Source organism: Serratia sp. CMO1 (assembly GCF_015689115.1).
GTDB lineage: Bacteria > Pseudomonadota > Gammaproteobacteria > Enterobacterales > Enterobacteriaceae > Serratia > Serratia marcescens.
Window position 1 is genome coordinate 2,528,758 of sequence record NZ_CP065032.1, and the last position, 25,596, is coordinate 2,554,353.

The following is a 25,596-nucleotide window of genomic DNA, read 5'->3' on the forward strand; positions in this document are numbered from 1 at the left end:
ATCTGATGACCATGCATGAATTCAACCGCGATGACGGTTTCAACCAGCGCCTGCTGCAAGAATTTTACGACAGCTACGATGAAGAGCTGGAAATGGAGCTGGACGACCTGCGCTTCGACGCGGCAGAAGTCGACAGCGACGCGAAGAAAGCCTGGCGCAAACAATACTTCCGCGAACTGCTGCGCCTGCAGGGCGAACTGGTGAAGCTGCAGGATTGGGTGATGCGCACCGGCCACCGGCTGGTGATCCTCTTCGAAGGCCGCGACGCCGCCGGCAAGGGCGGCGTGATCAAACGCATCACCCAGCGTCTCAACCCGCGCACCTGTCGCGTGGCGGCGCTGCCGGCGCCGAACGACCGCGAACGCACCCAGTGGTATTTTCAGCGCTATATCGCGCATCTGCCCGCCGCCGGCGAAATGGTGCTGTTCGACCGCAGCTGGTATAACCGCGCCGGCGTGGAACGCGTGATGGGCTTTTGCAACGACGAAGAGTACGAGGAGTTTTTCCGCAGCGTGCCGGAATTCGAAAAAATGCTGACGCGCAGCGGCATCCAAATCGTCAAATACTGGTTTTCGATCACCGATGAGGAGCAGGAGCTGCGTTTCCTCAGCCGCATTCACGATCCGCTCAAGCAGTGGAAGCTCAGCCCGATGGATCTGGAAAGCCGCCGCCGCTGGGAAGACTACACCGAGGCCAAAGAAATCATGTTAGCGCGCACTAACATTGCCGAGGCGCCCTGGTGGGTGGTTCAGGGCGTCGACAAGAAAAAGGCCCGCTTGAACTGCATCACCCACCTGCTGCAACAGGTGCCTTATGAGGAAGCCGAAGGCAACGTCATCACGCTGCCGCAGCGCAAACGCAGCCCGGAGTACCACCGTAACCCGGTGCCGGACAACATGGTGGTGCCGGAAATCTACTGACCGTAGCGCAGAGAGGCGGTTGCCGCAGCTCTGCGCAAATACAACGCTTTGATTTCTCTCACGCTAAGGGGCCAGACCCCATGTTAAAGTGGTTGCTTTCCATTTTGACAGGAGTCCTCCATGCGCCAACGCATCATTGTCTGCCCGCTGATTGAAAACGATAACGCCTTCCTGCTGTGCAAAATGGCGGCGCACAAGGGCGTATTTCCCGGCCAGTGGGCGCTGTCCGGCGGCGGCGTCGAGCCGGGTGAACAAATAGAACAGGCGCTGCGACGCGAAGTGCGCGAAGAGTTGGGCGCCGCGCTGATCCTCGACAACATCACGCCCTGGACTTTCCGCGATGACGTGCGCATCAAAACTTACGCCGACGGCAGCCGGGAGCAAATCTACATGATTTACCTGATTTTCGACTGCCATGCCGCCAACCGCGACGTGACGATCAACGACGAGTTCGACGACTACGCCTGGGTGCCGCGCGAGCGTCTCGCGGACTACGATTTGAACGAGGCCACCCGCTTCACCCTGCGGCAAAAGGGATTGTTGTAACAGTTTGAGCGATTATCGCCCTATTTCCTTCACATTTGCCCGGCAGACTCTTTTGATATTTTTTAATCACTTAGGGTCACTATTGCCGCCGTTATGCTTTTATCTCACGCTTTTCTCCGTCTGCCTGTCCGGCGCTTCGGCGCCGCCCTGCTGTTCAGCCTGCTGTTCGTTTTGGCGCCCGTGCATGCCGCTGCACCGCCGCTGGTGCTGAATGCCAAATCGGTGCTGGTCGTCAATCAACGCACCGGAAAGACCCTCTATCAGAAGCAGCCGAACCGCGTGCTGCCGATCGCCTCGCTCACTAAACTGATGACCGCCATGGTCGCCCTGGACAGCAAACGCCCGATGGGCAGCAAGCTCAAAGTCACCGCCGCCGATCGCGATCTGCTGAAGAAAACCCATTCGCGCCTGACCATCGGCTCGGTGCTCAGCCGCCGCGACATGCTGCACATCGCCCTGATGTCTTCGGAGAACCGCGCCGCCGCCGCGCTGAGCCGCAGTTATCCCGGCGGGCGCAAGGCCTTCGTGGCGAAAATGAATCAGAAAGCGCGCGCCATCGGCATGAAACGCGCCCGCTTCTACGATCCGACCGGGCTGACGCCGCGCAACGTGGCGAGCGCCAACGATCTGCTGAAGATGGTCAATCACGCCTATCGCTATCAGTCGATTCGCCGCTTCAGCACCGACAAGCAGCAGATCGTGCGCCCCGGCCGCGGCCAGTTGGTTTACCGCAGCTCCAACGGCCTGATCAACAACCCCGCCTGGAAGATCCAGCTGCAGAAAACCGGCTTTACCGACGAGGCCGGTCACTGCCTGGTGATGCGCACCACCATCAAAGGGCAGCCGGTGGTGATGATCCTGCTCGGCGCACAGCCGCGTTACGGCCACTACCGTGACGCCATTCGTCTGAAGGCCTGGCTCGAGGGGTAACACCGCGGCGCTTTACCGTTCTGCGCATATCCAAATCCGTTTTGGATCAATGGAATATCCTATCGCCAATCAGTATTAAGGCGCACGCCGCCCACATGGTATTTGTCTGGCATATCTGATGAGGAAAGGAGCGGGAAAATGGCTTATGCCTTGAGCATATTGGAAAAGAGTCCGATCGCCGAAGGGGAAAGCGCCGCGCAGGCGCTGGCGCGCACGCTGCATCTGGCGCAACAGGCGGAGCGCTGGGGATATCGGCGTTTCTGGTTAGCGGAACACCACAATACGCCGCAGCTCGCCTGCCCGTCGCCGGAGGTGTTGATCGGTTATCTGCTCGGCCAAACGTCGCGCATTCGCATCGGCTCCGGCGGCGTGATGCTGCAGCACTACAGCGCCTACAAGGTGGCCGAAAACTTCAACCTGCTGGCGGCGCTGGCGCCGGGGCGCGTCGATCTCGGGGTGGGCAAAGCGCCCGGCGGGCTGCCGCTCGCCACCCAGGCGCTGCAGGCCGCCCATGACCGGCAAAACAAACCGGCCTTCCCGCAGCAGCTGTCGCAGTTGACCGCTTACCTGAACGACGACGCCGAACCGGGCCTGAGCGCCACGCCGTTGCCGCCGCACGCCGCCCAGCGCTTTTTGCTCGGCGCCAGTAAAGAGAGCGCGACGCTGGCGGCTGAATCCGGCTGGGCCTTCGTGTTCGCCGCGCATCTGAACGGCAATCCGCAAGACATTAGAGAAGCGCTGGAGCACTACACCGCACACAGCGGCGGCCGCAAGGGGCTGCTGGCGGTGGCGGCGATCGTGGCGCAGAGCCCGGAGCAGGCCGCGATGCTGGCGGCGGATATTCAGCAATACCGCGTGCACGTCGCCGGTGAGCAGAGCGTGACCGTCGGCAGCCTGGCCCAGGCCGAGAGTTTCGTGCAACAGGCCGGCGCCACCGACTACCGCATCGAGCCGCGAGAAAGCCATGTTCTGCTCGGCACCGCGCCGCAGGTGCATCAGCAACTGGCGCAGCTGCAGCAGCAGTACGGCGTGGATGAGTTCATCATCGACACGCCGATCGCCGAACCGGCCGCCCGGTTAGCTTCGCTGCAGTTACTGGCGGAGGAGAGTTTGACGCCGGCCTAGTTGATCGCCGCCCCGGCCCGCATGGCGTCGGTCAGATCCTGCGCCAGTGGCGCCAACTGCGCCGGCGTGACGTTAGCCAGGCTGACGCGGAGCGCCGGGCCGCCCTTCAGGCGGAAAGGTTCACCGCCCTGCACCAACCACCCCCGCTGCGCCATCAGCTGCGCGGCGGCGGTTTCCGACCGCACCGGCAACCACAGATGCAGCCCTTCACCCACCGCCAGCGCCGTGTGATTCAATGCATTGAGCCGCTGCACCAGTTCATCCCTTCTGGCCTGATATGCCTGTTGCGCCCGCTGCAGTTGCCCTTCCTGCAAGGCCTGTCTCCACAGCCTGGCGGCGATCTGCTGCAAGATATGGCTGACCCAGCGTTCGCTGATGTACTGATCGGCGCGCATCGCCTGCAGCAACGTCGGGTCACCGCAGGCCAGCGCGATGCGCAGATCCGGGCTGAGAAACTTGCTCAGCGACAGCACATACAGGCCGCGATCGCCGTCGAACGGCAGATGCAGCGGCTGCTGCGACAACGGCCCCCAGAAATCGTCGACGATCGCCAGACACTGCGGATTGTCGCGCAGAAAACGCCGCCACTGCTGCGCGCGTTGCGCAGAGAGCGAGACGCCGGTCGGATTGTGGGCGCGCGGCGTCAGGATCACCGCGCCGGCCGCCCCGCTTTCCGGCAACCGACAACCCTGTTCATCTACCGCCAGCGGCAGCGGCCGCAGACGCAGGTGGCGCAACAGCGTCAATAGCGGCGGCCAGCAGGGATCTTCCACCCACACCGCCGCGCCCGGCTGCACATGGCAGCGCAGCGCCTTTTCCATCGCATCCAGCGCGCCGGAGAACACCGCCGGCTCCCCCAGCGCGACGCCCTGGCGGCCGAGCCACTCGCGCCCCAGATCGGTCAATGCCGGCAGATCGCCGCTGATGTCATAACCATTTTGCTGCGGGAACGCCTCCGCCGCGCCAAGCGCCAACGCCGGCAACAATGCGGCATCCAGATTGCCGCTGGCCAGATCGCACATCCCCGCCGGCACCTGACGCGGCGTATAGGCCGCACTCACCGCCGCCAGCGGCGGCTCCAGCACCACCGTTCCCGCCCGCCCGCGCGTCGCCACCAGACCGGCATCGCGCAATCGGGCGTAAGCGCTGGCGACGGTATTCGGATTGACCTCCAGCTCCGCCGCCAGTTGGCGTACCGGCGGCAACAGCTCGCCCGGCCGCAGCGCGCCGTCTTTGATGCGTGCGGCGATCTGCTCGGCAATCTGGACAGCGCCGCCGCCTTTTGCATACAATGAAGTCATACATAAATCCTTTTGTACTAGTTCAAATAAGATTACCCGTTTCCGCGGCCAAAAGTAAGGGGTTCCATGGATAAACATTACGTGCTCGACATTCAGTATGCAGGAAAAGCCTTTGCCCGCCTGCAGATGTTCACCCCCTGGGCAGCCGATCAGCTGGAACAGGCGTGCGCGCTGTTCCCGGCCGCGCAGGGTTATCAGGTGCAGCTCAGCCAGGTCAGCGAACGCCGCATCGTCTACCAGAGCGGCGCGCAAGGCATCACGGTGCTGGGCGAGTCGCTGGCGCTGACGCCGTTCACCCACGCTAGCGAGGTTAAACAATGAAAAAAGCCGTCGCCATTCGACACGTCAATTTTGAAAACCTGGGTATCCTCGGTTCCCTGCTCTCGCTGCGTGGCTATCAGATCGATTATTACGATGCCGGCCGCGATGATATTCGTGCTATCAATAATGAAGAGACCGATCTGTTGGTGGTGCTCGGCGGGCCGATCAGCGCCGCCCAGCACTTTTCCGGTGAGCAGCGCTACGATTTTCTCGACCATGAATTGGCGTTGGTCAAACAGCGCCTGGCGCAGCGGCGACCGACCCTCGGGGTGTGTCTCGGCGCGCAGGTGATCGCCCAGGCGCTGGGCGCCGACGTGATCTCGCTCGGCGTCAAAGAGATCGGCTTCGCCCCGCTGACCACGCTCGCGGCACAAGACGACTCGGTGCTGGCGCCGCTGGCCGATACGCCGGTGCTGCATTGGCACGGAGATATGTTCATGATCCCGGACGGCGCCCGCTGCCTGGCCGGCACGGCGATTTGCCCGCATCAGGCTTTCGACTATCAGGGGTTCGCGCTCGGCCTGCAGTTCCATCTGGAGGCGGATCACCGCGATATCGAACGCTGGCTGATTGGCCATGCCTGCGAGCTGGAACTGGCCGACATCTCACCCCAGAGCCTGCGCGAACAGGCGGCGCGCCACGGCGCACAGCTGGAACAGCGCGCGCGGCAGGTGTTCGCCCGCTGGCTGGATAATAACGAACCAAGGATGTAACTCATGCAACAGGCTTCACCCTTGCGGTCACCGTCCATCGACGTGATCAGCATTCAATCTCAGGTGGTCTACGGCAGCGTCGGCAACGGCATCGCCTACCGCGCTCTGCTGAAAAAGGGGCTGGAAGCGCTGCAGGTGCCCAGCGTGCTGTTCGGCTGCCCGCCCTATTACGGCAAGCCGCACGGCGGCGTCATCTCCGGCGAGTGGTTCGGCGGTTTTCTCGACGATCTGATCGCCCGCGGCGTGATGAAACGCACCCGGGCGGTGATCGTCGGTTACCTGGGCGACGTGATGCAGTGCCATATTCTGGCCAACTGGCTGCAGCGGGTGCGCGCCCTCAATCCGCAGATAAGGATTTATATCGATCCGGTGATGGGCGATTACGGCGAAGGGATCTACGTGGATGAGCGCATCGTCAACTGCTATCGCTCGCCGTTCCTGCGACTGGCCAACGGCCTGACGCCGAACGGTTTCGAACTGGAGCAGCTGTGCGGCCGCTCTCTGAGCAGCCGGGAGCAGACGCAACGCGCCGCGCAGGCGCTGTTGAACGACACCACCGAATGGGTGCTGGTCACCAGCGCGCCGGGCGTCGCGCAGCGCGAAGACGAGGTGGGATTGATGCTGGTCACCCGGCAGGAAACGCAGTGCTTTACCCATCCGAAGGTTAAATCGGCGGTCAAAGGCACCGGCGATCTGTTCACCGCACTGCTGGTGAGCCATTTGCTGCGCGGCGCCGCGCTCGACGCGGCCGTGGTCGCCGCCGGGGGCGAAGTGTGCGACGTGCTGGCCGAAGCGGCGCATTTCGGTTGGGAAGAGATCGGCAGCCTGCGGGCGTTAAAGCCGTAAGGCCGGTGGAGAGTCAGGGGCAGCGTGCCGCCCCTGATACCTATCAGCGTTTTTTCTTTTTGTTGAAATCCAGCTCGAAGGCGAACACCGCGCTCTGAATTTTGCGTTCCATCGCCAGCCCCAGCTTGAGGAAACGGCACGACAGGCGCGAGAAGTGCACCACCTGATCGTTATCGTCGGTTTCCTGATCGTCGTTGACCACCACCAGTTCCATGTTGACCTTGAAGCTGCCGTAGCTGCCCAGATCCAACTCCGCTTTCTTGAACTGCAGGCCTGGCTGGAAGAAATCCGGCAGCGGGCCGTCGAAGCGCAAACCGACGCCGCCGGCGGACAGATCGTGGATCCGCAGCTCGTACGGCGTGCCGTCCGGGTATTCGCCGGTACAGAAGAATTGGCGCCAGTGCGGCGTGGTGATGCGGAACTGACGGCGGCGCTGGATGTAAACCAACTCCTGCGGCAGCCGGGTCGAGCAGGCCTGGACGCCCTGATGTTCGGTCAATTCCGCCTGGCCGACGGAAAACTCGATTTTGGCGTCGTGGCTTTCAATCACGATGGTGCAGGCGCCGTCGATGGCGTTTTCCGCTTCCTCACCGCTAAACACGATATTGTCCGGCCCGACGCTCAATAACAGACTTTGAAACCGGTGCTGCTGATTTTCTACGCGCAGCGGCGTGCGTTGTTTGCAAATTTCACGCAGAATCGCCAGAACTTCAAAACGCTCCCGTTTGATAAACAGTCCGTTATCGCTGTGCTCCACACGTCTCTCCTGACTTTTTTTCTAATGACGTATTACGTATTCCTTACGGTTATCATCTCTGGGAATATTCCTAAAGTCAAATTTGCCAGCGCTGCCAGGCCTGCGGCAGCAGGCGTGCGAAACGTTTCGCCCACGCCTGCTGCCCGCGTTCATCGGCGATCAGATCCTGGCGGATTTCGATGCCGACATAAGGCAAACCGCGCCGTTCCGCATGCACCGGCAACGTGTAGTCGGTGGCGTCAGTCATTGCATAGGGCTCGTTGATCCCCACCTGCAAATCCCCCTCTTCGCGCAGCAGTTCGGCCAGCAGCAGCGCAAATTCCGGGTAGCGATTAAACAGCAGCCCCACCTGCCAGGGGCGCGATTCCCCTTTGAACACCGGCGTGAAGCTGTGCATGGCGATCACCGCCGTCGGCAGTTCGCGCAGCTGACGTTGCCCCAAATGATCGTCGATGGCGTGGTGATACGGCAAAAACACCTCACGCTCGCGCGCCAGCGCGTGCGCGGCGTCGATACCGATATTGCCGGGTATCGGCGTCAGTTCGGACAAATGCGGGATCGAGCTGGCGATGCCGGGCGCCCGGTTGCAGTCGATCACCAGCCGTGAGTAACGCTGGTGGATCAGGGTGGCGTCCAGTTGGCGGCTCAGATGGCGCGACACGCTCAGCGCGCCGATATCCCAGCCGATGTGGCGTTCAATCTCCCCCGGCGGCAAACCGAGATCGCCAAGAGATTGCGGTATCGCCTTGCCGGCGTGATCGCACAGCAGCAAAAAGGGCGCTTTGCCGCGCGGGATTTCAACGGCAGCGGCGGGCGGTTCATCGTCGGACAATAGCGGCGGGATAAACGAATGGGGCATGACAGGCTCCGGCGGTGGAAAGCAAAACGTTTATCGTAGCGCTATCCCCTCGCCGGCCCCAAGGTCGTGCTTAGATCAAAAAGGCATGAGTCAGACTATAGTCATGCCGTCTCGGCCGGCTGCGGCTGGTGCACCGCGATATAACGCTGATACCGCGACGGCTTGAGCCGCGTGGTATCCACCAGCACCAATCCGTCGATACAGTTGTTGAACGCCGGATCGGTGCCGAAATCGATAAACTGTACCCCGCCCGGCTCGCACAGCTCGGTGTACTGCTTGTACAGCGTTGGGATCGAGCAGCCGATATTGCTGAGCAGGCTCTTCAGCCGCACCAGATCTTCCTGATAGTTGTCTCCGGCAAACTGCGCCAGCACCTGCGGCAGCGACGCCGGATAAGGCCGCCGCGACTGCCCGAACGCGTGATCCGGCGAGAAATAGAGCCGATAGAAGGCGATCAGCAAGTCACGTGCTGCCAGCGGCATGCCGCCGGAGATCGACACCGGGCCGAACAGATAGCGGTACTGCGGGTATTTCGACAGATAGGCGCCGATGCCCAGCCACAAATAGTCCAGCCCGCGCTTGCCCCAATAGGCCGGCTGAATAAAGCTGCGCCCCAGCTCAATGCCCTGCGCCAGGATCGGTTCCATATCGCGGTCATAATGGAACAGGCTGTTGCTGTAGATGCTTTCCAGCCCTTTGCGCGCGATTTGTTCGGCGGTAGGGATAAAGCGATAGGCGCCGACGATCTCCAACTCCTCCTCATCCCACAGCACCAGGTGGTAGTAATCGTCGTCGTAGCTGTCCAGATCGCGGCGGCGGCCGGATCCTTCCCCCACCGCGCGGAAGGCGATCTCGCGCAGGCGCCCCAGCTCGCGCAGGATTGGCGTACGCGCTTCGTCATGGCGACGGTAGAGATAGATGGTTTTACCGTCCGGCGTTACCCCCAACCGTTCGCAGTTCGCCAGCGCCTTTTTCAGCTCAAGACGATCTTCCGGCAGCGCGATCGGCGACTCGCTGGCGAACAGCCCCGGCTTGCCCTGGCCCAGGCGATAGACGTGGCGGCGAAAACGCTCCGCCAGATCCTTGGCGCTGGTGTGGCCGTCGTGCCAGTTGGCGAACGGCACGCGGCCGCCCACGCGGATCTTGATGCGCCCGCCCCGCTGCTGGAACATTTCGCGCACCAGCAGCAACGTCGACAGCGGCCGGTAGACCAGTGAGGTAAAGTAGAACAGGTTGCTGTTGCGTGCGCTGATGTGGATTGGCACGATCGGCGCGCGCGCTTTGGCGGCCAGGCGCAGAAAACCGGTATGCCAGTGGCCGTCGCGGATGCCTTTCGGGCTCATGCGCGACACTTCGCCGGCCGGGAACAGGATTAGCGCGCCCTGATTGTCCAGTTGTTGCTGCATGCCTTCAATCTGTTTGCGGCTGGTTTTATAAGCGACGTTATCCACCGGCACGAACAGGCTGCGCAGCGGTTCAATGTAGGTCAGCAGTTGGCTGGCCACCACTTTCACGTCCGGGCGCACCGCCGCAACGGCGCGCAGCAGCACCAGGCCGTCGAGCGAACCGATCGGGTGATTGGCCACGAGCACCACCGGCCCCTGGCTCGGGATGTTTTCCAGATCGCCGTCCACCAGTTCGCAGCTGAGGTTAAAGTAGTCCACCACCTGCTCGATCAGATCGAGCCCTTTCAGGTGGGGATAATCGGCGGCGAACTGCTTGAATTCTTTTTCGAAGAGAAGGGTTCTTAGCAGGCTGCGCTGCCAGGCAGGGGTATTGCGGTGTGGAAATGCATCTTGCAACAGAGAATCCAGGCTGAACATCGCGTTATCTCCTGACGTAGTCGCTGCAAACTTAAGCCAGAGCCATGACTCTGACGTGTCAGTTACATGACAATAAAGTGAATCCATCGACTATCAGGTATAGCAAAGTAATGGCGAATTGGGAGCGAAAGACGCATTTTCGCCCCCACTTGCCTTCACATCGGCGCCAGCAACGCTTCGATGCGGCGGTTTACCGCGTCGCGCAGGCGCAGCAGCGGCCCGGCCTGGTGCGGATAACGCTTGAAGGTGATGCGCATGCCCAGCTCGCGTTCGATCAGCGCCTCAACCGTCGGCCGGTCGGTCAGACTCTCCAGCAGTTGCAGCGCGCGCATGTCCTGCAGCCCCTGATGCAGCACCCGCAGGCGCAGCGACTCCACCGGCTGCAGATCATCGCCCGGATAGACCACGAACGGATCGCCGGAGGGAAACGCATGGCCGCTGTCGGTCACGGCATAAGGATTGATACGTTCGAGCGAATGGGCGCTGTTATAGAAGTTGAATCCCCAATGCAGGAAGCCGGCGATGCGGTACAGATAGAGCTGCACGCCCAATATGCGGTTGCGCGCCGAAGGCTGGGCGAAGAACCGGTTGGCGACCTCGGTCTTCTGCACGCAGCAGTAATAGGCCCACAGGCCAGGCACCCGGTGTTCGATAAAGGGCTCAATATGATCGGTGGCGGCGACCGGGATTTCCACCAGGCCTCGCTGATAGAAAGCGAAATCCGACAGCGCATCGAAAGTGCGAAAGCCATCCAGTAGCGGCAGCAGCGCGGCGCTGGCGCGCCGGTAGGCCGCCAGGTTGTCCAGCGTCGGCTCATCGGAAACATGGAACCACACCTGTCGTTCCAACCCCCGCTCGCGGAACCAGGCGGTCAATTCGGGCAGCAGTGCCTGCAGGAAACGCTGATACGGTTCGCCCTGCGCATCGGTGTGCCAGCCGAACAGCGGTCGCGCCTCGCCCTGCTCCTCCACCACGATCTTCGGCGCATGCGCCGCGCCCCATTGGGTAAACAACGGCGCGATTTCGAAGTGCTCGATGCCCTCTTCCTGCGCCAACGCCACCCACTGCGCCAAGCGGCTGAAATCGAAGCGATACCCCTGCGCGGAACGCGACACCCTCACCAACTGCACTGTGGTGCGTTCACCGCCGACGGCGGTATCCAGCGGCGGCGTAAACAGCGGCGTCAGCAGCATATTGACCCCGCTATGCACCGCGCAGCGCACAAAGTTGCGCACCGCGCGCCAGTAATCCGGGCTGAACACCGCCAGACGGTAGTAATCCGCCAGGCAGTCGGTGTGCAGCCACTCGGTGTGCAACAGCGTTTGCGGCGGCAACGCCGCCGGCACCAGATGCAGCGTCAGCGTGGCCTCGGCCAGCGCCTCGCCGCTCTGGGCATCCCGCAGCCGCAGGGTCAACGGAAAGTCGCCGGCCAGTTGCGTGTCGGCCGGCGGCGTCAGGGTCAACCACAGGCTGCCATAATAGCGGCAGGCGGCAAAAAAACGCCGTTGCGGCAGCGGTATCAGCGGATCGGGAAATAAGCCCGGCTCAGTCGTCAGGTAATTCTCATCGGTCTCGCGATAACAGGGAAAACCGCTCGGCACCGATTGCACCTGGCGCACGCTGATATACTCCGCCAGCGGCCCGTCGAGTTGATAACACAGCTCATGGCGAGTCTCGTTGCCCGGGGTTTGCAAACAGTACACCGCCTGCCAGGACAGCACCTCGTTATTTAACCCGCTCAACCGATTTTCCACGGCAATGGGCGGCATATTTTGGCGATGAAATACTTTCTCCAGGCAATGCGTAAATACCAGAGACAGGCGCATGATATTCCGCCCTCTTTATTATGGATGAATAAGTGTTGTGAGATTCAGGCTAGCGTCTTTTATCGACACAAACAATAGCCGGCAATAAAAAACGTTTGCGCGCCCTCCCTGGACAGCCTCAGCAAGATTTTTTTGTTTATTTGCATCACAAAAATGAAAGAAGCTGAAGCTTGCACAATAAAAATATTTTTAATCCCCATTATGGTGCAAGGGTTATCAGTTATTCCTATGCCTGCGAAGGCCGCTAAATGCCGCGCCACCGGGGAAAAACCCCGCATAAAGGTTAATGAAATGTGAACAAGAGCACCTTTCACTTGACCGTGAAAGCCTTTCGATTTTAACAAAAACGAAACATTGACGCCCCATTTTTGGGCGTTTGGGGGTGTATTGACACATTGAAAGTTAAGGGATAGAAAGAATTTACGTTGCAAAAAACGCTATTCGTCGCTCACCGAGGGGAAAGCAATGTCACCGATAAAAAATACCGGCCGCTTGCTGGCGCATTCTATTCTTGCCAGCGCATTATTATTACCCACGCTGCTCCATGCCGCAGATAAAATAACTTTGCGCTATGCCGTTTGGGACAGAAATCAATTACCCGCCGAACAGGAGATTGCCAAGCGCTTTGAACAGGCCAATCCGGATATAAAAATAGAAATAGAATTAACCCCCTCGGCGCAATATTTCGTTAAATTAGATTCCGCCGCCGCCGGCGGCGTAGCGCCAGATATATTCTGGATCAATATGCCTTATTTTGTGCAGTACGCCAAAAACGGCATTATGGAGCCGTTGGCGCCCTATATTAAGGACAGCGGCCTTAAGCTGGACGACGTGGTCGCCAGCTCGGTGAAAGCCTATCAGTATGACGGTCAGCAGATGGCCATCCCGCGCGACGTCGATTCCATCGCCGTGTGGTACAACAAAAAGCTGTTCGATCAGGCCGGCGTCAGCTACCCCACCAACGACTGGAGCTGGGACGATCTGAAGAGCAAGGCCGCCGCGCTGAAAAACGGGCTGAAAGGCGCCGCCTTCCCGCTGGTGATGGATCTCAGCATCGACGGCCAGGACAGTTACATGAACCTGCTGTTCCAAAACGGCAACCACATCGTGCCGAAAGACGGCCAGCCCACCGACATCGCCAACGACAGATCCCTCTGGGTCTACCAACAGCTGCAGGGCATGATGAAAGACGGCCTGATGCCAAGCGCCCAGCAAATGAGCGAAGTCAAAACCGAGAATATCTTCCAGTCCAACCGCGCCGCGATGGTCTATGCCGGCTCCTGGCTGGCGGCGCCGTTCGCCAATAACCCGCTGATCAACGACCACATCGGCGTGGTGATGATGCCCAAAATTGAACGCCAGTCCGGCGTGGCGCACAGTCTGGCCTTCGCCATGTCGGCGAAAAGCGCCCACAAGCAGGCCGCCTGGAAATATATCGCCTTCATGAGCAGCGAAGCCTCGCAGGCGGAGCTGGCCAAGGTGGTGATCCCGGCCAACAAGACGGCGGCCAAGGTCTGGGCGCAGCAGATCCAAAAGGTTGACGTCACGCCTTATATCCAGACCCTTGAAGTGACCCAGGCTTACCCCACCGCCGGCACCAATACGCCGAAGTGGCAAAACATGTGGATCGCCAGCCTGAAAAAGATCTTTATGGGCGCGGACGCTAAGCAGGAAATGGACAAATCGGTCAAGAAGATCGCGCGCGTCATGGAGCAGTAATCACCCCGCCGCGGCGCGCAGCCCCGAGCGCGCGCCGCGGGGGAACCACGCTGAACGTCATAGGTGAGGAATGGCAACATGTCGCTGGCAGAAACGGCTACGGTCACCCTGAAACACCCCCGGCGCACCGCCCGTCCCGCGCTCAATCGGCTCGAACGCGCCGAGCGCTTCTGGGGCTGGGTGATGATCCTGCCGCTGTTGTTGGGGGTGACGGTGTTTTACCTGATCCCCTTCTTGCAAAACATCTTTTACAGCTTTACCGATCTCAACCAATTCATGCGCTGGAGCAGCATCAGCGTCGATAACTATCTCAACCTGTTCGAAGACGACGACTTTTACACCGCCGCCGCCAACACCCTGTTCTACGTGGTGGTCTGCGTGCCGATCAGCCTGAGCCTGTCGCTGCTGCTGGCGATCGGCCTCAACCAGAATATCCGCGGCAAAGGCCTGCTGCGCACCCTGCTGTTCCTGCCGGCGGTCACCATGCCCGCGGCGGTGGCCATGGTGTGGCAATGGCTGTTCAACAAGGACTTCGGCCTGATCAACCAGGCGCTGGGCCTGCTGCACATTGCGCCGGTCGCCTGGCTGTCCGATCCGGACGTGGTGCGCATCAGCGTATCCATCATCATCATCTGGTCGTCGCTGGCGCTGAAGATCATCATTTTGCTGGCCGGACTGCAGAGCATTCCACGCCAGTTGTACGAAGCGGCGGATATCGACGGCATCGGCACCCTGCGGCGCTTCTTCTGCATCACGCTGCCGATGATGGTGCCGACGCTGTTCTTCGTGTCGGTGATGAGCTTTATCGAGATCCTCCAAGTCTTTGACGTGGTGTTCCTGATGTTCGACCGCGCGCTGGTGGAAAACGACGTGATGACCGTCACCAACCTGTTCTACAAGTACGCGTTTTACCTGCAGGAAAAAGGTTACGCCTCCGCCATCACCGTGGTGCTGTTCGCCGTCACGCTGGTGATCACCCTGATTCAAATGGCGATCGGCAAGCGCCTGAAAGTCAGCTGAGGAGCTGCACATGAACGCAAGCAAGAAAACGCTGGTGTACCTGTTTATGGGGCTGGCGGCGCTGGCCTCGGTGGTGCCCTTTATCTGGATGCTGGTGACCTCGCTGAAAACCCAGGCCGAGAGCATCCAGATCCCGCTGACGCTGCTGCCGGGGCATCCCAGCCTGCAGGCCTACGGCCGGGTGATGCACGAAATCCCGTTCGCCGGTTTTTATCTCAACTCGCTGCTGGCGACCTTCTTCACCGTCAGCCTGCAGATGGCTATCGCCACCCTGGCCGCCTATGGCTTCTCGCGCCTGCATTTTCGCGGCCGCGACGCGGTGTTTCTGGTGTGCGTGTCGATCCTGATGGTGCCCGGCCAGGCGTTTCTGATCCCGCAATTCCTGGTGGTGCAGAAGCTGGGGCTGGTCAACAGCATCACCGGGTTGGTGCTGCCGGGCATTTTCAGCGTTTACGCCACCTTCCTGCTGCGCCAGTTCTTCCTGGCGGTGCCGAAGGAGATGGAGGAAGCGGCGCTGATCGACGGTTACAGCTACTTCGCCATCTTCTGGCGCATCATGCTGCCGCTGATCCGGCCGGGCATTATCGCCTGCGTCATCATCAACGGCCTGTGGAGCTGGAACAACCTGATGTGGCCGCTGATCGTCAATACCACCACCGAGAAGCTGACGCTGCCGGTAGGGCTGGCCTCGCTCTCCAGCCGCGCCGGGGTGGAATACCCGCTGCTGATGGCCGGGGCGCTGATGGCAGTGATCCCGATGCTGATGCTGTTCATTATTTTCCAACGCTATTTCATCCAGGGCATCGCCAGCGCCGGGGTGAAAGGCTAACGCGCAGACAAGGTAAACAACATGGCCGGAATTCAGTTAAACAGCGTTAAAAAAGTGTACCCCAACGGTTTCCACGCGCTGCACGGCGTCGATCTGGACATTGAAGATGGGGAATTTATGGTGTTCGTCGGCCCGTCCGGCTGCGCCAAATCCACCCTGCTGCGGATGATCGCCGGGCTGGAGAGCGTCAGCGAGGGGCAGATCCTGATCCACGATCGCTGCGTCAACGACAGCATGCCGAAGGATCGCGGCGTCGCCATGGTGTTCCAGAACTATGCGCTGTACCCGCACATGACGGTGTACAAGAACATGGCGTTCGGCCTGATCGGCAAAGAGAGCAAGACGGAGATCGACCGCCGGGTGCGCGACGCGGCGGAAAAGCTGGAGATCACCAATCTGCTGCAGCGCAAGCCGGGCCAGCTCTCCGGCGGCCAGTGCCAGCGGGTGGCGGTCGGCCGCGCCATCGTGCGCAAACCCAAGGTGTTTCTGTTCGATGAGCCGCTGTCCAACCTCGACGCCAAGCTGCGGGTGTCAATGCGCGTGCAACTGATCGAACTGCACAACCAGCTGAAGCAAGAAGGCGCCGCCGCCACCATGGTGTACGTCACCCACGATCAGGTCGAGGCGATGACCATGGGCGATCGCATTTGCGTGATGAACCGCGGCGCCATCATGCAGGTGGATAAACCAATCAATCTGTACCACCACCCCGCCAACCGTTTCGTCGCCGAGTTTATCGGCAGCCCGTCGATGAATTTGCACGATCTGGCGATCGTGCGCGACGGCCAAACGGTGCGGCTGCGTATCGGCCTGCAGCACCTGCTCGATCTGCCGCCGGCGCTGCAACGGCAATTGGCGGACTACCCGCATGCGCGGGTGTGTCTCGGCATCCGGCCGGAGTCTTTGCGGCTGTGCGCGCCCGGCAGCGCCAACTGTTTCCCGGCGCAGATCGTCACTATCGAGCGCATGGGCAACGAAGAGCTGCTGCACTGCGAACTGGCCGATCTGCGCTTCGTGCTGCGCATGGCGTCGCTGCCGGACTGGGAGCCGCGCCTCGGCGAAAGCATTCATCTGGCATTCGATCTGACGCGCGCGCATTTGTTCGACGAGCTCAGCGGCCAAAACCTCAAATAACAACAGCGGAGTATCCAGCAATGTCGTCAACACAACCCAACAGCTTTGCCCATCGCCCGGTGCGGGTGCTGGTGGTCGGCGCCGGGGCGCGCGGTGAAATCTACTCGCGCTATGCGCTGGCGCATCCCGATTTGATGCAGGTGGTGGCGGTAGCGGAACCGCGCGACGCCTACCGCGAGCCGTTCGTGGCGCAGCATGCCATCGCGCCGGAAAACGTCTTCACCGACTGGCGTCAGGCCGCCGACGCCGGCAAGCTGGCCGACGCGGTGCTGATCTGCACCCAGGATCAGATGCATCTGGAACCGGCGCTGGCCTTCGCCCGCCAGGGCTACGCCATGCTGCTGGAAAAACCGCTGTCGCCGGACGCCGATGAGTGCCGCGCCATCGTCGCCGAAGTGACGCGCCAACGGCTGATCTTCTCGGTCGGCCACGTGCTGCGTTACACCCGCTATACCCAAAAGCTCAAACAGTTGCTGCGCGACGGCGCGATCGGCGACATCGTCAGCCTGCAACATTTGGAACCGGTCGGCTACTGGCATCAGGCGCACTCCTTCGTGCGCGGCAACTGGCGCAACGATCGGCAGGCCGCCTTTATGCTGCTGCAGAAATCCTGCCACGACATCGACTGGATCCGCTACGTGATGGAGCAACCCTGTGAACAGGTCAGCTCCTTCGGCAACCTGCGCCACTTCCGCCAGGAAAACCAACCGGCGGGCGCGGCGGACAACTGCCTGGATTGCGCGGTAGAGGCAAACTGCCCCTATTCCGCCAAACGCATCTATCTGGGCGACGATCACAAGGCCACGCCCGGTTTTCTGCGCGTGCTGACGCCGGAACCCGACCAGACGACGCTGCGGGCGGCGCTGCGCGACGGGCCTTACGGCCGCTGCGTCTACCGCTGCGACAATAACGTGGTCGACCATCAGGTGGTCAACATGCAGTTCGCCGGCGGCCGCACCGCGTCGTTCACCATGACGGCCTTTACCCGCCACGAAGATCGTCACACCCGTATCTTTGGCAGCCGCGGCTGCCTGGAAGGCGACGGCCGCCATATCCGCATCACCTCGTTCCTCGACGACGGCGAAACGCATTACGACACCGATGCCGGCCAGGATCTGCACGCCATGGCCGGCCACGGCGGCGGCGACTACTTCCTGATGCAGCACTTTATCGCGGCCATTCGCGCCAACGATCCGAGCCAGGTGCTGGCCGGCCCGGCGGAAGCGCTGGAGAGCCACCTGATGGTGTTTGCCGCCGAACGCGCCCGCCGCGAGGCGGCGGTGATCGCCCTGAGTGGAGCCTAAAGCATGGCCACGACAGAGATGCGTTACGGCTTCGACATCGGCGGCACCAAAATTGAAATGGCCGCTTACGATCGCCGGCTCAATCAGGTGCTGCTCCAGCGGGTGCGCACCCCAACCGGCGATTACGGCGAGTTCGTGGCCTGCATCGCCGGGCTGGTCGAGCAGGCGGATCGCGAACTGCACACGCGCGGCAGCATCGGCATCGGTTTGCCGGGGATCACCGATCCCGTCAGCCGCCGCCAGTTGGCGGTCAACGTGCCCTGCCTGACCGGCCATTGCCTGGCGGATGATTTGACGCAGGCGCTGGCGCGACCGATCGCTATTGAGAACGACTGCCGCTGCTTCGCGCTGTCGGAAGCCAGCACGCCGCAAACCGCGCACCTGCCGCTGGTGTTCGGCGCCATCATCGGCACCGGCGCCGGCGGCGGCCTGGTGGTGAACCGGCAACTGCACAAGGGGCGCAGCGGCGTGGCGGGCGAATGGGGCCATATGCCAATCTCGGCCCAGCTGGCGCAGCGTTACGATCTGCCGCTGTTCGGCTGCAACTGCGGACTGACCGGCTGCTTTGAACGCTACGTCTCCGGCAGCGGGCTGCTGGCGCTGAGCCGCCATTTCGCCCATCCGGCCGCTGACGTGCCGGCGCTGGTCGCCTGCTATCGTGCCGGTGATGCGCTCGCGCAGCGGCTGATGACCATCTACGTCGACATCCTGGCCAGCGCGCTGGCCGGCTTACAGCTGCTGCTGGATGTTGATGCCTTCGTGCTGGGCGGTGGATTGTCCAACGTCGGCGAGCTTTACCGGCTGTTGCCGCCGGCGATGCGGCGCTGGCTGCTGCCGGGCATGGAGCCGGCGGCGGTGTTCCCGCCGGTGCACGGTGACAGCAGCGGCGTGCGCGGCGCAGCGCTTTTACGCGCGCCGGCATAAAAAAACAGTGAAAGCCCGGAGATTGTCGAGCGATCGCTGCGGCTTTCGGCATCGACGGACTGAATGAATAAGCGCTGGGAATTGGCGACTGAAAAATAACGAATTTGCCGTTTTCACTTTGCGTTAACACTGCTTTCGGTTGCCGCCCAACCGAAAGCAAAATCAAATATAACCAACTGATAGATATAGATATTTTAAAATTAATCGATTGCATTTCAGTGTTTCGTTTGCTGTAATTCGCCACGAACAACTGAAAGCGCTCCGGTCGGTATCGCTGCGGCTTATTAAGCCGCGGTCGGGCACGGCTACAGGTAAATCAGGAGTCTGCGTTAATGATCAATACCGCAAAACGCCGGGAATTAATTATCGACCAGCTGTGTCGCGAGGGCACGGTGCGCGTGGAGCAGCTCAGCCAGCAGTTTTCGGTGTCCAGCGTCACCATCCGCAGCGATCTGCGCCAGCTGGAAAAACACGGCTGCGCGGTGCGCGCCTACGGCGGCGCCATGTTGAACAAACAGTTCGCCTTCGACCGCCCGTTGCAGGACAAGGGCCGCATCAATCGCGACGTCAAACACGCCATCGCCTGCGCGGCCGCGGCGCTGATTGAAGACGGCGACGCCGTCATCCTCGACTCCGGCTCCACCACCAGCCAAATGGCGCCGCAGCTGGCGGGGAAAAAGGATCTGGTGGTGATGACCAACGCGCTCAACATCGCCTTCGAACTGGCCAACAACGAGGAGATCGACCTGATGGTGGTCGGCGGCAGCGTGCGCCGCAAAGCCTGGTCGCTGTACGGCCCCGCCGCCGAACAGCAGCTGCGCCAGTATCGGTTCGACAAGCTTTTTCTCGGCGTCGACGGCTTCGATCTCGCGAGCGGCATCACCACGCCGGATCCGGGCGAAGCGCAGCTGAACCGGGTCATGTGCGAGGTGGCGCGCGAAGTGATCGCCCTCGCCGACGCCAGCAAATTCGGCCGCACCAGCTTTTGCATGATCCGCGACATCGGCCAGATCCACCGCCTGGTCACCGACAGCCGCATTCCGGAACACTATCTGCAGGCGCTGCACCATTTAGGGATCGACGTGATTATCGCCGACCGTTAACCGAGGCTTTTTAAGGAGCTGTCATCATGAACGCGTATTTCTCTTACGAGGCGAATTGGCTGAAGCAGCGCAACGCCTGGCATACCGCCGCAGAAATTTGGCAACAGCCGGATTTGTGGGCGGCGCTGCACCGCCAACTGCAGGATCAACAGGCGCAGTGGCAACCGTTCCTGGCGCCGTTGCTGGCTAATCCGCGCCTGCAAATCGTCTTGTGCGGCGCAGGCAGCTCGGCATTTGCCGGCCGCGCCCTGGCCCCCTGGCTGCGCGAACGCACCGGCCGCGACGTGGTGGCTTACGGCACCACCGATATCGTCGCCAACCCGCTGCAGTATCTTGACCCTGATCGGCCGACGCTGCTGGTTTCCTTCGCCCGTTCGGGCAACAGCCCGGAAAGCGTGGCGACGGTGGAGCTGGCCGATCAATTGCTGCCGGAAAGCTATCATCTGATGCTGGTGTGCAACCCGGACAGCCGGCTGGCGCAGTACGCGCATCAGCGTGGTAACGTCTGTTCGCTGGTGATGCCGCAAGGCGCCAACGATCAGAGCTTCGCCATGACCTCCAGCTTCAGCTGCATGATGCTGAGCGCCGCGCTGCTGCTCGGCCCGGCTTCGCTCGAGGCCGCCCAGGCGCCGTTGAACGCCATGGTGCAGCGCTGCCGCGCACTGCGCGAAACGCTGCAGCCGCAGGTGAAGGCGCTGGCCGCCAGCGGTTTCCGCCGCTATATCACCCTCGGCGGCAGCTGTTTTACCGGCCTCGCCGAAGAGGCCTCGCTCAAGATGCTGGAGTTGACCGCCGGCCGCATCGTTACGCGCTACGACTCGCCGCTCGGCCTGCGCCATGGCCCGAAATTTATGGTCGACGGCCAGACATTGGTGGTGCTGATGTTCTCCCACAACGACTATGCCCGCCAGTATGACCGCGACCTGTGGAACGAACTGCAGCGCGACGGACTGGCAATGCAGCTGGTCGGATTGACCGGCGAACGCCAACCTCTCGCCGATGCCCTGCTGCATATGCACGATGCCGCTGACGATATCTGGCTGCTATTCCCGTATCTGCTGTTCAGCCAAATGCTGGCCTTCGAGAGTTCGCTGGCGCTGGGGCTGACCCCGGACAACCCTTGCCCGACCGGCGAGGTTAACCGGGTGGTGAAAGGCGTGACGATTTACCGTTTTCCTTCCCTCGAGCTGTAAGGAGATCCCATGTATCTGATAGCCAACCGAGACATGCTGCTCAAGGCGCAGCGCCAGGGTTACGCCGTTCCGGCGTTTAACGTCCACAATCTGGAAACCGTGCAGGTGGTGGCGGAGACCGCCGCCGAGCTGCGCTCGCCGGTGATCATGGCCGGCACGCCCGGCACCTTCAGCTATGCCGGCACCGACTACCTGATCGGCATCTGCCAGGCGGCCGCGCACCGCTACGATCTGCCGCTGGCGCTGCATCTCGATCATCACGAAGCGCTGGACGACATCGAGTATAAGGTGAAAAGCGGCATCCGCTCGGTGATGATCGACGGCTCCCATTTGCCGTTCGAGCAGAATATCGCCAAGGTGGCCGCCGCAGTAGCCCTGTGCCACCGCTACGGCGCCAGCGTGGAGGCGGAGCTGGGTCGCCTGGGCGGGCAGGAAGACGATCTGATCGTCGATACGGCGGACAGCTTTTATACCGATCCGGCCGCGGCACGCGAGTTTGTCGCCGCCACCGGCATCGATTCGCTGGCGGTGGCGATCGGTTCCGCCCACGGCCTGTATCACGGCGAACCGAAGTTGGACTTCGAGCGCCTGGCGCTGATCCGCGAGCAGGTGGACGTCCCCCTGGTACTGCACGGCGCTTCAGGCATTCCGGAAGCGATGGTCAAGCGCGCGATCTCGCTCGGCGTTTGCAAGGTCAACGTCGCCACCGAATTGAAAATCGCCTTCGCCGATGCGGTAAAAAGCTACTTTTCACAGCACCCGGATGCCAACGATCCGCGCAAATACATCGTCCCCGGCAAGCTGGCGATGAAAGAAGTGGTGGCGGAAAAGATCCGCATCTGCGGCAGCAGCGGCATGCTGTAACCCCGCTCTCGCCCCCGTTGCTGCCGCCGCGCAACGGGGACGAAACAGTCCGCCCTTGTCCGACTTTCCTGAGAGAACGATCACAGCCTGTTATCCCGCCTGCGCCTCAAATCATTAACCAGTCTTCACTATGATCCAAATCATGGTTTTACTCATCCTACCTCCCTATTATCAAATTCATTGAATGCGGGCAGTAGGATTTTTGCCCATTCGTTTTTATTTCGCCAGGCGAAATGGCTTATTTGATGAAAACAAGCGCGCTTGTTTTTTAATTGGCAGTGTTTTTACTCTGAAAGGAACAGCATATGAACCATTACTTAGCCGTATTAAGCGCATTGGTCATTCTGCCCTTCGCTCTGCAAGCAAAACCGCTTTCCGGCAGTCAGGTCGCCTCCGGCGTCGTGCGCTTCACCGGCGCCATTACCACGCCGGCCTGCACCGTCAAACATCAGGATGAAAAGCTTATCTCCAGCTGCTTCGGTAAAGTGACGGAATATCAGAACGGGTATATATCCTTTTCGTTAACAGAGATGCCAAAAGAATTAGTTTCTGCCGTCAGCAGTGAGATGGTGAATAACGACCCCCATTTAAAGCGCGTGACTATCAGCTATAAGTAACCGCAAAGCGGCACTGCCTGCTTAAATAATAAACAAGGTACGACTCGTCTTGATGAATTATAAATTTATTTTATAAATTTATCGCACAATAACTCCCCGCCTTACCGTAAGCCGGCTATTCGGGCAACCCTGCGGTTGCCCATCAGCATGTCCGAAATCCGCCATCGTCTCCCTCCGTTTCATGCGATAATCGCCACACTAAACCGAGGAGTGATCCAGATGCAGAATTTTTTGATTGATCGTACCGCTACGCCGGTGGGTGAACTGGTGCTGATTGCCGATGAACAGGGGCGCCTGCGGGCGATCGACTGGACCGATCACGAAGCGCGCCTGATGAAGCTGCTGAACACCCACTACCGCGCCGATCGCTTCACTCTGCGCGAGCAGCGCGATCCCAGCGGGCTGACCGACGCCATGCAACGCTATTTCGCCGGGGAACTGAGCATTATCGATCGGTTGCCGGTGATGACCGCCGGCACCGAGTTCCAGCGCACCGTGTGGCAACAGCTGCGCCAAATCCCCTGCGGCGAGATCCTGACCTACGGCCAGCTGGCGCAACGTATCGGCCGTCCGACCGCCTCGCGCGCGGTCGGCATGGCCAACGGTTCAAATCCGATCAGCATCGTGGTGCCCTGTCACCGAGTGATCGGTTCGCAGGGCGCGCTGACCGGCTATGCCGGCGGCGTACAGCGCAAGCAATGGCTGCTGCAGCATGAAGGCTACCTGCCGAAAAGTTTGCTGTAGCCGCTGCGATCGGCTTAAGCAGCGCCATTGTTTGGCGCTGCTTAATAAAGCACATTGCCCAACGCCGCGCTCGTGCCCGCTGGGCACTATTAATAACCTGTGTGAATAAAACGCATAAGTCACAAATAATACTCATAACTTCAGTCCGATACAGAATAATCGGCGGCATGTGTGCGCAAAATTCGCACACAATACCCCTATTCATGCTAATGCCACCCTTATCAGCTGCAGCAAAAGATGTTAAAATTGACTCATATCAATTATTGAATGAGCGTAATCTATGATCCCGGAAAAACGCGTGATTCGTCGTATCCAGTCTGGTGGTTGTGCGATCCATTGCCAGGACTGCAGCATCAGCCAGCTGTGCATTCCTTTCACCCTCAATGCTCACGAGCTGGATCAGCTCGACAACATTATCGAGAGGAAGAAGCCCATCCAGAAAGGCCAGACCTTGTTCAAGGCCGGCGACGAGCTGAAATCGCTGTACGCGATCCGTTCCGGGACCATCAAAAGCTACACCATCACCGAGCAAGGTGATGAGCAGATCACCGGCTTCCACCTGGCGGGCGACCTGGTAGGCTTCGACGCCATCGGCGGCCTGAAGCATCCGAGCTTCGCTCAGGCGCTGGAAACCTCGATGGTGTGCGAGATCCCATTCGAGACCCTCGACGATCTGTCCGGCAAAATGCCGAACCTGCGTCAGCAAATCATGCGATTGATGAGCGGCGAGATCAAAGGCGACCAGGACATGATCCTGCTGCTGTCGAAGAAAAACGCCGAAGAGCGCCTGGCGGCGTTCGTTTACAACCTGTCGCGCCGCTTTGCGGAGCGCGGCTTCTCACCGCGTGAGTTCCGGTTGACCATGACCCGCGGCGACATCGGCAACTACCTTGGGCTGACGGTGGAAACCATCAGCCGCCTGCTGGGGCGCTTCCAGAAAAGCGAAATCCTCAGCGTGAAAGGCAAATACATCACCATTGAAAACGCCGACGCGCTGTCGGTGCTGGCCGGTACGCCGCGCATCAACGTGACCGTCAACGCCTGATTCCCCCGCCGGATCACCATTTCACCGAAATTGTTGATCCGGCACGCTTCCGTTGTTGTTCTGTTTTTCAATGTTGGGTTACTCTGTAAATTAACAGACTGTTGATTTCAGCTGTAAGGAGGCCCTATGGCGAAGTATCAGAATCTTCTGGTGGCTATTGACCCCAATCAGGACGATCAGCCGGCATTGCGCCGCGCCGTGTACCTGGTAAAACGGAACGGCGGGCGCATCAAGGCCTTCCTGCCCATCTATGACTTCTCTTACGAAATGACGACCCTGCTCTCCCCGGATGAAAGAACGGCGATGCGGCAAGGTGTGATCAGCCAACGCGCCGCCTGGATCAACGAGCAGTGCCGCTTCTATCTCAACGACGGCGTGCCGATCGAAATCAAAGTGGTTTGGCATAACCGCCCCTTCGAAGCCATCATTCAGGAAGTGCTTTCCGGCCAACATGACCTGCTGCTGAAAATGGCGCACCAACACGATCGGTTAGAGTCGGTGATCTTTACCCCCACCGACTGGCACCTGCTGCGCAAATGCCCTTGCCCGGTGTGGATGGTGAAAGACCAGCCCTGGCCGGAAGGCGGCAAGGCGCTGGTGGCGGTCAACCTGGCCAGCGAGGAACCCTATCACGACCCGCTCAATATCAAACTGGTGCAAGAAACCGTCGAACTGGCGCAAAACGTCAACCAGACCGAGGTTCACCTGGTCGGCGCCTATCCCGTTACCCCGATCAACATCGCCATCGAATTGCCCGACTTCGACCCGAGCGTCTACAACGACGCCATTCGCGGCCAGCATCTGATCGCCATGAAGGCGCTGCGGCAGAAATTCTGCATTAAGGAAGAGTTCACCCACGTGGAAAAAGGCCTGCCGGAAGAGGTCATCCCCGATCTGGCCGAACATCTGCAGGCCGGCGTGGTGGTGCTGGGCACCCTGGGCCGCACCGGCATTTCAGCCGCCTTTATCGGCAACACCGCGGAACATGTGATCGATCATCTGAAATGCGACCTGCTGGTGATTAAACCGGAAAACTTCAACTGCCCGATCGAGGCGGATGAAGATGACGAGCATGACGACGAAGATTAACCTTCGCGCATAAAAAACGGGCCGCTAAGCGGCCCGTTTTTTTG

Annotated in this window: 26 protein-coding genes; 20 read left to right on the forward strand and 6 right to left on the reverse strand. The window is 60.6% G+C overall.

What is annotated here, in order from left to right:
* Positions 1-5: 5 nt before the first annotated feature.
* The 4 genes from ppk2 (at position 6) to IT763_RS12050 (ending at position 3,521) form a co-directional block, all read left to right on the forward strand.
* On the forward strand, positions 6-920 hold the full coding sequence (ppk2, locus tag IT763_RS12035) for a polyphosphate kinase 2 (protein WP_016927613.1): 915 nt from the start codon (positions 6-8) through the stop codon (positions 918-920).
* A 120-nt stretch (positions 921-1,040) separates the two neighbouring features.
* Positions 1,041-1,466: a nucleoside triphosphatase NudI gene (gene nudI / locus IT763_RS12040; RefSeq protein WP_004938207.1), complete on the forward strand. Its 426-nt coding sequence runs from the start codon at positions 1,041-1,043 to the stop codon at positions 1,464-1,466.
* A gap of 93 nt (positions 1,467-1,559) precedes the next feature.
* Positions 1,560-2,396: a D-alanyl-D-alanine endopeptidase gene (gene pbpG, locus IT763_RS12045; RefSeq protein ID WP_206194741.1), complete on the forward strand. Its 837-nt coding sequence runs from the start codon at positions 1,560-1,562 to the stop codon at positions 2,394-2,396.
* 138 nt (positions 2,397-2,534) lie between these two features.
* Complete coding sequence (locus IT763_RS12050) at positions 2,535-3,521, forward strand: LLM class flavin-dependent oxidoreductase (RefSeq protein ID WP_049299352.1); 987 nt, start codon at positions 2,535-2,537, stop codon at positions 3,519-3,521.
* On the opposite strand, the gene IT763_RS12055 is transcribed toward IT763_RS12050, so the two are convergent.
* Positions 3,518-4,822 (reverse strand): aminotransferase class I/II-fold pyridoxal phosphate-dependent enzyme, encoded by a 1,305-nt coding sequence (locus IT763_RS12055; RefSeq protein WP_193842808.1) that lies wholly within the window; start codon positions 4,820-4,822, stop codon positions 3,518-3,520. The genes IT763_RS12050 and IT763_RS12055 overlap by 4 nt on opposite strands.
* 66 nt (positions 4,823-4,888) lie before the next feature.
* Between IT763_RS12055 and IT763_RS12060 the strand changes: the two genes are divergently transcribed.
* From IT763_RS12060 to IT763_RS12070, 3 genes are read left to right on the forward strand one after another with little or no spacing between them, the layout of a single operon-like run.
* Positions 4,889-5,143 carry a hypothetical protein gene (locus IT763_RS12060; protein ID WP_016927608.1) on the forward strand — a complete coding sequence of 85 codons (255 nt, stop codon included), beginning with the start codon at positions 4,889-4,891 and terminating at the stop codon, positions 5,141-5,143.
* Positions 5,140-5,856 carry a glutamine amidotransferase gene (locus IT763_RS12065; RefSeq protein ID WP_079449764.1) on the forward strand — a complete coding sequence of 239 codons (717 nt, stop codon included), beginning with the start codon at positions 5,140-5,142 and terminating at the stop codon, positions 5,854-5,856. Before IT763_RS12060 ends, IT763_RS12065 begins: the two co-directional genes overlap by 4 nt.
* 3 nt (positions 5,857-5,859) lie before the next feature.
* Positions 5,860-6,702 (forward strand): PfkB family carbohydrate kinase, encoded by an 843-nt coding sequence (locus IT763_RS12070; RefSeq protein ID WP_049299356.1) that lies wholly within the window; start codon positions 5,860-5,862, stop codon positions 6,700-6,702.
* A gap of 43 nt (positions 6,703-6,745) precedes the next feature.
* Here IT763_RS12070 and IT763_RS12075 read toward each other — a convergent pair whose 3' ends face one another.
* The 5 genes from IT763_RS12075 to IT763_RS12095 form a co-directional block, all read right to left on the reverse strand.
* Positions 6,746-7,459, reverse strand: coding sequence for a flagellar brake protein (locus IT763_RS12075; RefSeq protein WP_004938226.1), 714 nt, complete (start codon positions 7,457-7,459; stop codon positions 6,746-6,748).
* A gap of 76 nt (positions 7,460-7,535) precedes the next feature.
* On the reverse strand, positions 7,536-8,318 hold the full coding sequence (locus IT763_RS12080) for an N-formylglutamate amidohydrolase (RefSeq protein WP_079449766.1): 783 nt from the start codon (positions 8,316-8,318) through the stop codon (positions 7,536-7,538).
* Between the two features lie 101 nt (positions 8,319-8,419).
* Positions 8,420-10,141, reverse strand: coding sequence for an ornithine lipid synthase OlsF (gene olsF, locus IT763_RS12085; RefSeq protein WP_016927604.1), 1,722 nt, complete (start codon positions 10,139-10,141; stop codon positions 8,420-8,422).
* 155 nt (positions 10,142-10,296) lie between these two features.
* A complete protein-coding gene (locus IT763_RS12090; protein WP_016927603.1) occupies positions 10,297-11,967 on the reverse strand; it encodes a DUF4091 domain-containing protein in 1,671 nt (556 codons plus the stop codon).
* Positions 11,968-12,026: 59 nt separating this feature from the next.
* Positions 12,027-12,398, reverse strand: a complete 372-nt coding sequence (locus tag IT763_RS12095) for a hypothetical protein (protein ID WP_206194742.1) — start codon at positions 12,396-12,398, stop codon at positions 12,027-12,029.
* 34 nt (positions 12,399-12,432) lie between these two features.
* Between IT763_RS12095 and IT763_RS12100 the strand changes: the two genes are divergently transcribed.
* The 13 genes from IT763_RS12100 (at position 12,433) to uspE (ending at position 25,552) form a co-directional block, all read left to right on the forward strand.
* Complete coding sequence (locus IT763_RS12100; protein WP_049191746.1) at positions 12,433-13,686, forward strand: sugar ABC transporter substrate-binding protein; 1,254 nt, start codon at positions 12,433-12,435, stop codon at positions 13,684-13,686.
* Positions 13,687-13,764: 78 nt separating this feature from the next.
* Complete coding sequence (locus IT763_RS12105) at positions 13,765-14,706, forward strand: carbohydrate ABC transporter permease (protein WP_015377976.1); 942 nt, start codon at positions 13,765-13,767, stop codon at positions 14,704-14,706.
* A 10-nt stretch (positions 14,707-14,716) separates the two neighbouring features.
* Complete coding sequence (locus tag IT763_RS12110; RefSeq protein WP_049299359.1) at positions 14,717-15,535, forward strand: carbohydrate ABC transporter permease; 819 nt, start codon at positions 14,717-14,719, stop codon at positions 15,533-15,535.
* Between the two features lie 21 nt (positions 15,536-15,556).
* Complete coding sequence (locus IT763_RS12115) at positions 15,557-16,669, forward strand: ABC transporter ATP-binding protein (protein WP_197758302.1); 1,113 nt, start codon at positions 15,557-15,559, stop codon at positions 16,667-16,669.
* 20 nt (positions 16,670-16,689) lie between these two features.
* Positions 16,690-17,973, forward strand: coding sequence for a Gfo/Idh/MocA family protein (locus IT763_RS12120; RefSeq protein ID WP_016927598.1), 1,284 nt, complete (start codon positions 16,690-16,692; stop codon positions 17,971-17,973).
* Between the two features lie 18 nt (positions 17,974-17,991).
* Positions 17,992-18,897 carry an ROK family protein gene (locus IT763_RS12125; protein WP_049299361.1) on the forward strand — a complete coding sequence of 302 codons (906 nt, stop codon included), beginning with the start codon at positions 17,992-17,994 and terminating at the stop codon, positions 18,895-18,897.
* A gap of 332 nt (positions 18,898-19,229) precedes the next feature.
* Positions 19,230-20,000 (forward strand): transcriptional repressor AgaR, encoded by a 771-nt coding sequence (gene agaR / locus IT763_RS12130; protein WP_016927596.1) that lies wholly within the window; start codon positions 19,230-19,232, stop codon positions 19,998-20,000.
* Positions 20,001-20,026: 26 nt separating this feature from the next.
* On the forward strand, positions 20,027-21,193 hold the full coding sequence (locus IT763_RS12135; RefSeq protein ID WP_206194743.1) for an SIS domain-containing protein: 1,167 nt from the start codon (positions 20,027-20,029) through the stop codon (positions 21,191-21,193).
* Positions 21,194-21,202: 9 nt separating this feature from the next.
* Complete coding sequence (locus IT763_RS12140) at positions 21,203-22,057, forward strand: tagatose bisphosphate family class II aldolase (protein WP_206194744.1); 855 nt, start codon at positions 21,203-21,205, stop codon at positions 22,055-22,057.
* Between the two features lie 305 nt (positions 22,058-22,362).
* Positions 22,363-22,674 (forward strand): hypothetical protein, encoded by a 312-nt coding sequence (locus IT763_RS12145; protein WP_164052347.1) that lies wholly within the window; start codon positions 22,363-22,365, stop codon positions 22,672-22,674.
* A gap of 219 nt (positions 22,675-22,893) precedes the next feature.
* Complete coding sequence (gene ogt, locus IT763_RS12150; RefSeq protein WP_206194745.1) at positions 22,894-23,418, forward strand: methylated-DNA--[protein]-cysteine S-methyltransferase; 525 nt, start codon at positions 22,894-22,896, stop codon at positions 23,416-23,418.
* Between the two features lie 280 nt (positions 23,419-23,698).
* Positions 23,699-24,463, forward strand: coding sequence for an FNR family transcription factor (locus IT763_RS12155; RefSeq protein ID WP_004938278.1), 765 nt, complete (start codon positions 23,699-23,701; stop codon positions 24,461-24,463).
* Between the two features lie 126 nt (positions 24,464-24,589).
* The gene (uspE, locus tag IT763_RS12160; RefSeq protein ID WP_004938281.1) at positions 24,590-25,552 is read left to right on the forward strand and encodes a universal stress protein UspE; all 963 of its coding nucleotides are present in this window, start codon (positions 24,590-24,592) and stop codon (positions 25,550-25,552) included.
* Positions 25,553-25,596 lie beyond the last annotated feature (44 nt).

Bases quoted from the DNA above. Each gene is read 5' to 3' on its own strand.
- ppk2 (WP_016927613.1), top strand. From the start codon at position 6: ATGACCATGCATGAATTCAACCGCGATGACGGTTTCAACCAGCGCCTG.
- nudI (WP_004938207.1), top strand. From the start codon at position 1,041: ATGCGCCAACGCATCATTGTCTGCCCGCTGATTGAAAACGATAACGCC.
- pbpG (WP_206194741.1), top strand. From the start codon at position 1,560: ATGCTTTTATCTCACGCTTTTCTCCGTCTGCCTGTCCGGCGCTTCGGC.
- IT763_RS12050 (WP_049299352.1), top strand. From the start codon at position 2,535: ATGGCTTATGCCTTGAGCATATTGGAAAAGAGTCCGATCGCCGAAGGG.
- IT763_RS12055 (WP_193842808.1), bottom strand. From the start codon at position 4,822: ATGACTTCATTGTATGCAAAAGGCGGCGGCGCTGTCCAGATTGCCGAG.
- IT763_RS12060 (WP_016927608.1), top strand. From the start codon at position 4,889: ATGGATAAACATTACGTGCTCGACATTCAGTATGCAGGAAAAGCCTTT.
- IT763_RS12065 (WP_079449764.1), top strand. From the start codon at position 5,140: ATGAAAAAAGCCGTCGCCATTCGACACGTCAATTTTGAAAACCTGGGT.
- IT763_RS12070 (WP_049299356.1), top strand. From the start codon at position 5,860: ATGCAACAGGCTTCACCCTTGCGGTCACCGTCCATCGACGTGATCAGC.
- IT763_RS12080 (WP_079449766.1), bottom strand. From the start codon at position 8,318: ATGCCCCATTCGTTTATCCCGCCGCTATTGTCCGACGATGAACCGCCC.
- olsF (WP_016927604.1), bottom strand. From the start codon at position 10,141: ATGTTCAGCCTGGATTCTCTGTTGCAAGATGCATTTCCACACCGCAAT.
- IT763_RS12090 (WP_016927603.1), bottom strand. From the start codon at position 11,967: ATGCGCCTGTCTCTGGTATTTACGCATTGCCTGGAGAAAGTATTTCAT.
- IT763_RS12100 (WP_049191746.1), top strand. From the start codon at position 12,433: ATGTCACCGATAAAAAATACCGGCCGCTTGCTGGCGCATTCTATTCTT.
- IT763_RS12105 (WP_015377976.1), top strand. From the start codon at position 13,765: ATGTCGCTGGCAGAAACGGCTACGGTCACCCTGAAACACCCCCGGCGC.
- IT763_RS12110 (WP_049299359.1), top strand. From the start codon at position 14,717: ATGAACGCAAGCAAGAAAACGCTGGTGTACCTGTTTATGGGGCTGGCG.
- IT763_RS12115 (WP_197758302.1), top strand. From the start codon at position 15,557: ATGGCCGGAATTCAGTTAAACAGCGTTAAAAAAGTGTACCCCAACGGT.
- IT763_RS12120 (WP_016927598.1), top strand. From the start codon at position 16,690: ATGTCGTCAACACAACCCAACAGCTTTGCCCATCGCCCGGTGCGGGTG.
- IT763_RS12125 (WP_049299361.1), top strand. From the start codon at position 17,992: ATGCGTTACGGCTTCGACATCGGCGGCACCAAAATTGAAATGGCCGCT.
- agaR (WP_016927596.1), top strand. From the start codon at position 19,230: ATGATCAATACCGCAAAACGCCGGGAATTAATTATCGACCAGCTGTGT.
- IT763_RS12135 (WP_206194743.1), top strand. From the start codon at position 20,027: ATGAACGCGTATTTCTCTTACGAGGCGAATTGGCTGAAGCAGCGCAAC.
- IT763_RS12140 (WP_206194744.1), top strand. From the start codon at position 21,203: ATGTATCTGATAGCCAACCGAGACATGCTGCTCAAGGCGCAGCGCCAG.
- IT763_RS12145 (WP_164052347.1), top strand. From the start codon at position 22,363: ATGAACCATTACTTAGCCGTATTAAGCGCATTGGTCATTCTGCCCTTC.
- ogt (WP_206194745.1), top strand. From the start codon at position 22,894: ATGCAGAATTTTTTGATTGATCGTACCGCTACGCCGGTGGGTGAACTG.
- IT763_RS12155 (WP_004938278.1), top strand. From the start codon at position 23,699: ATGATCCCGGAAAAACGCGTGATTCGTCGTATCCAGTCTGGTGGTTGT.
- uspE (WP_004938281.1), top strand. From the start codon at position 24,590: ATGGCGAAGTATCAGAATCTTCTGGTGGCTATTGACCCCAATCAGGAC.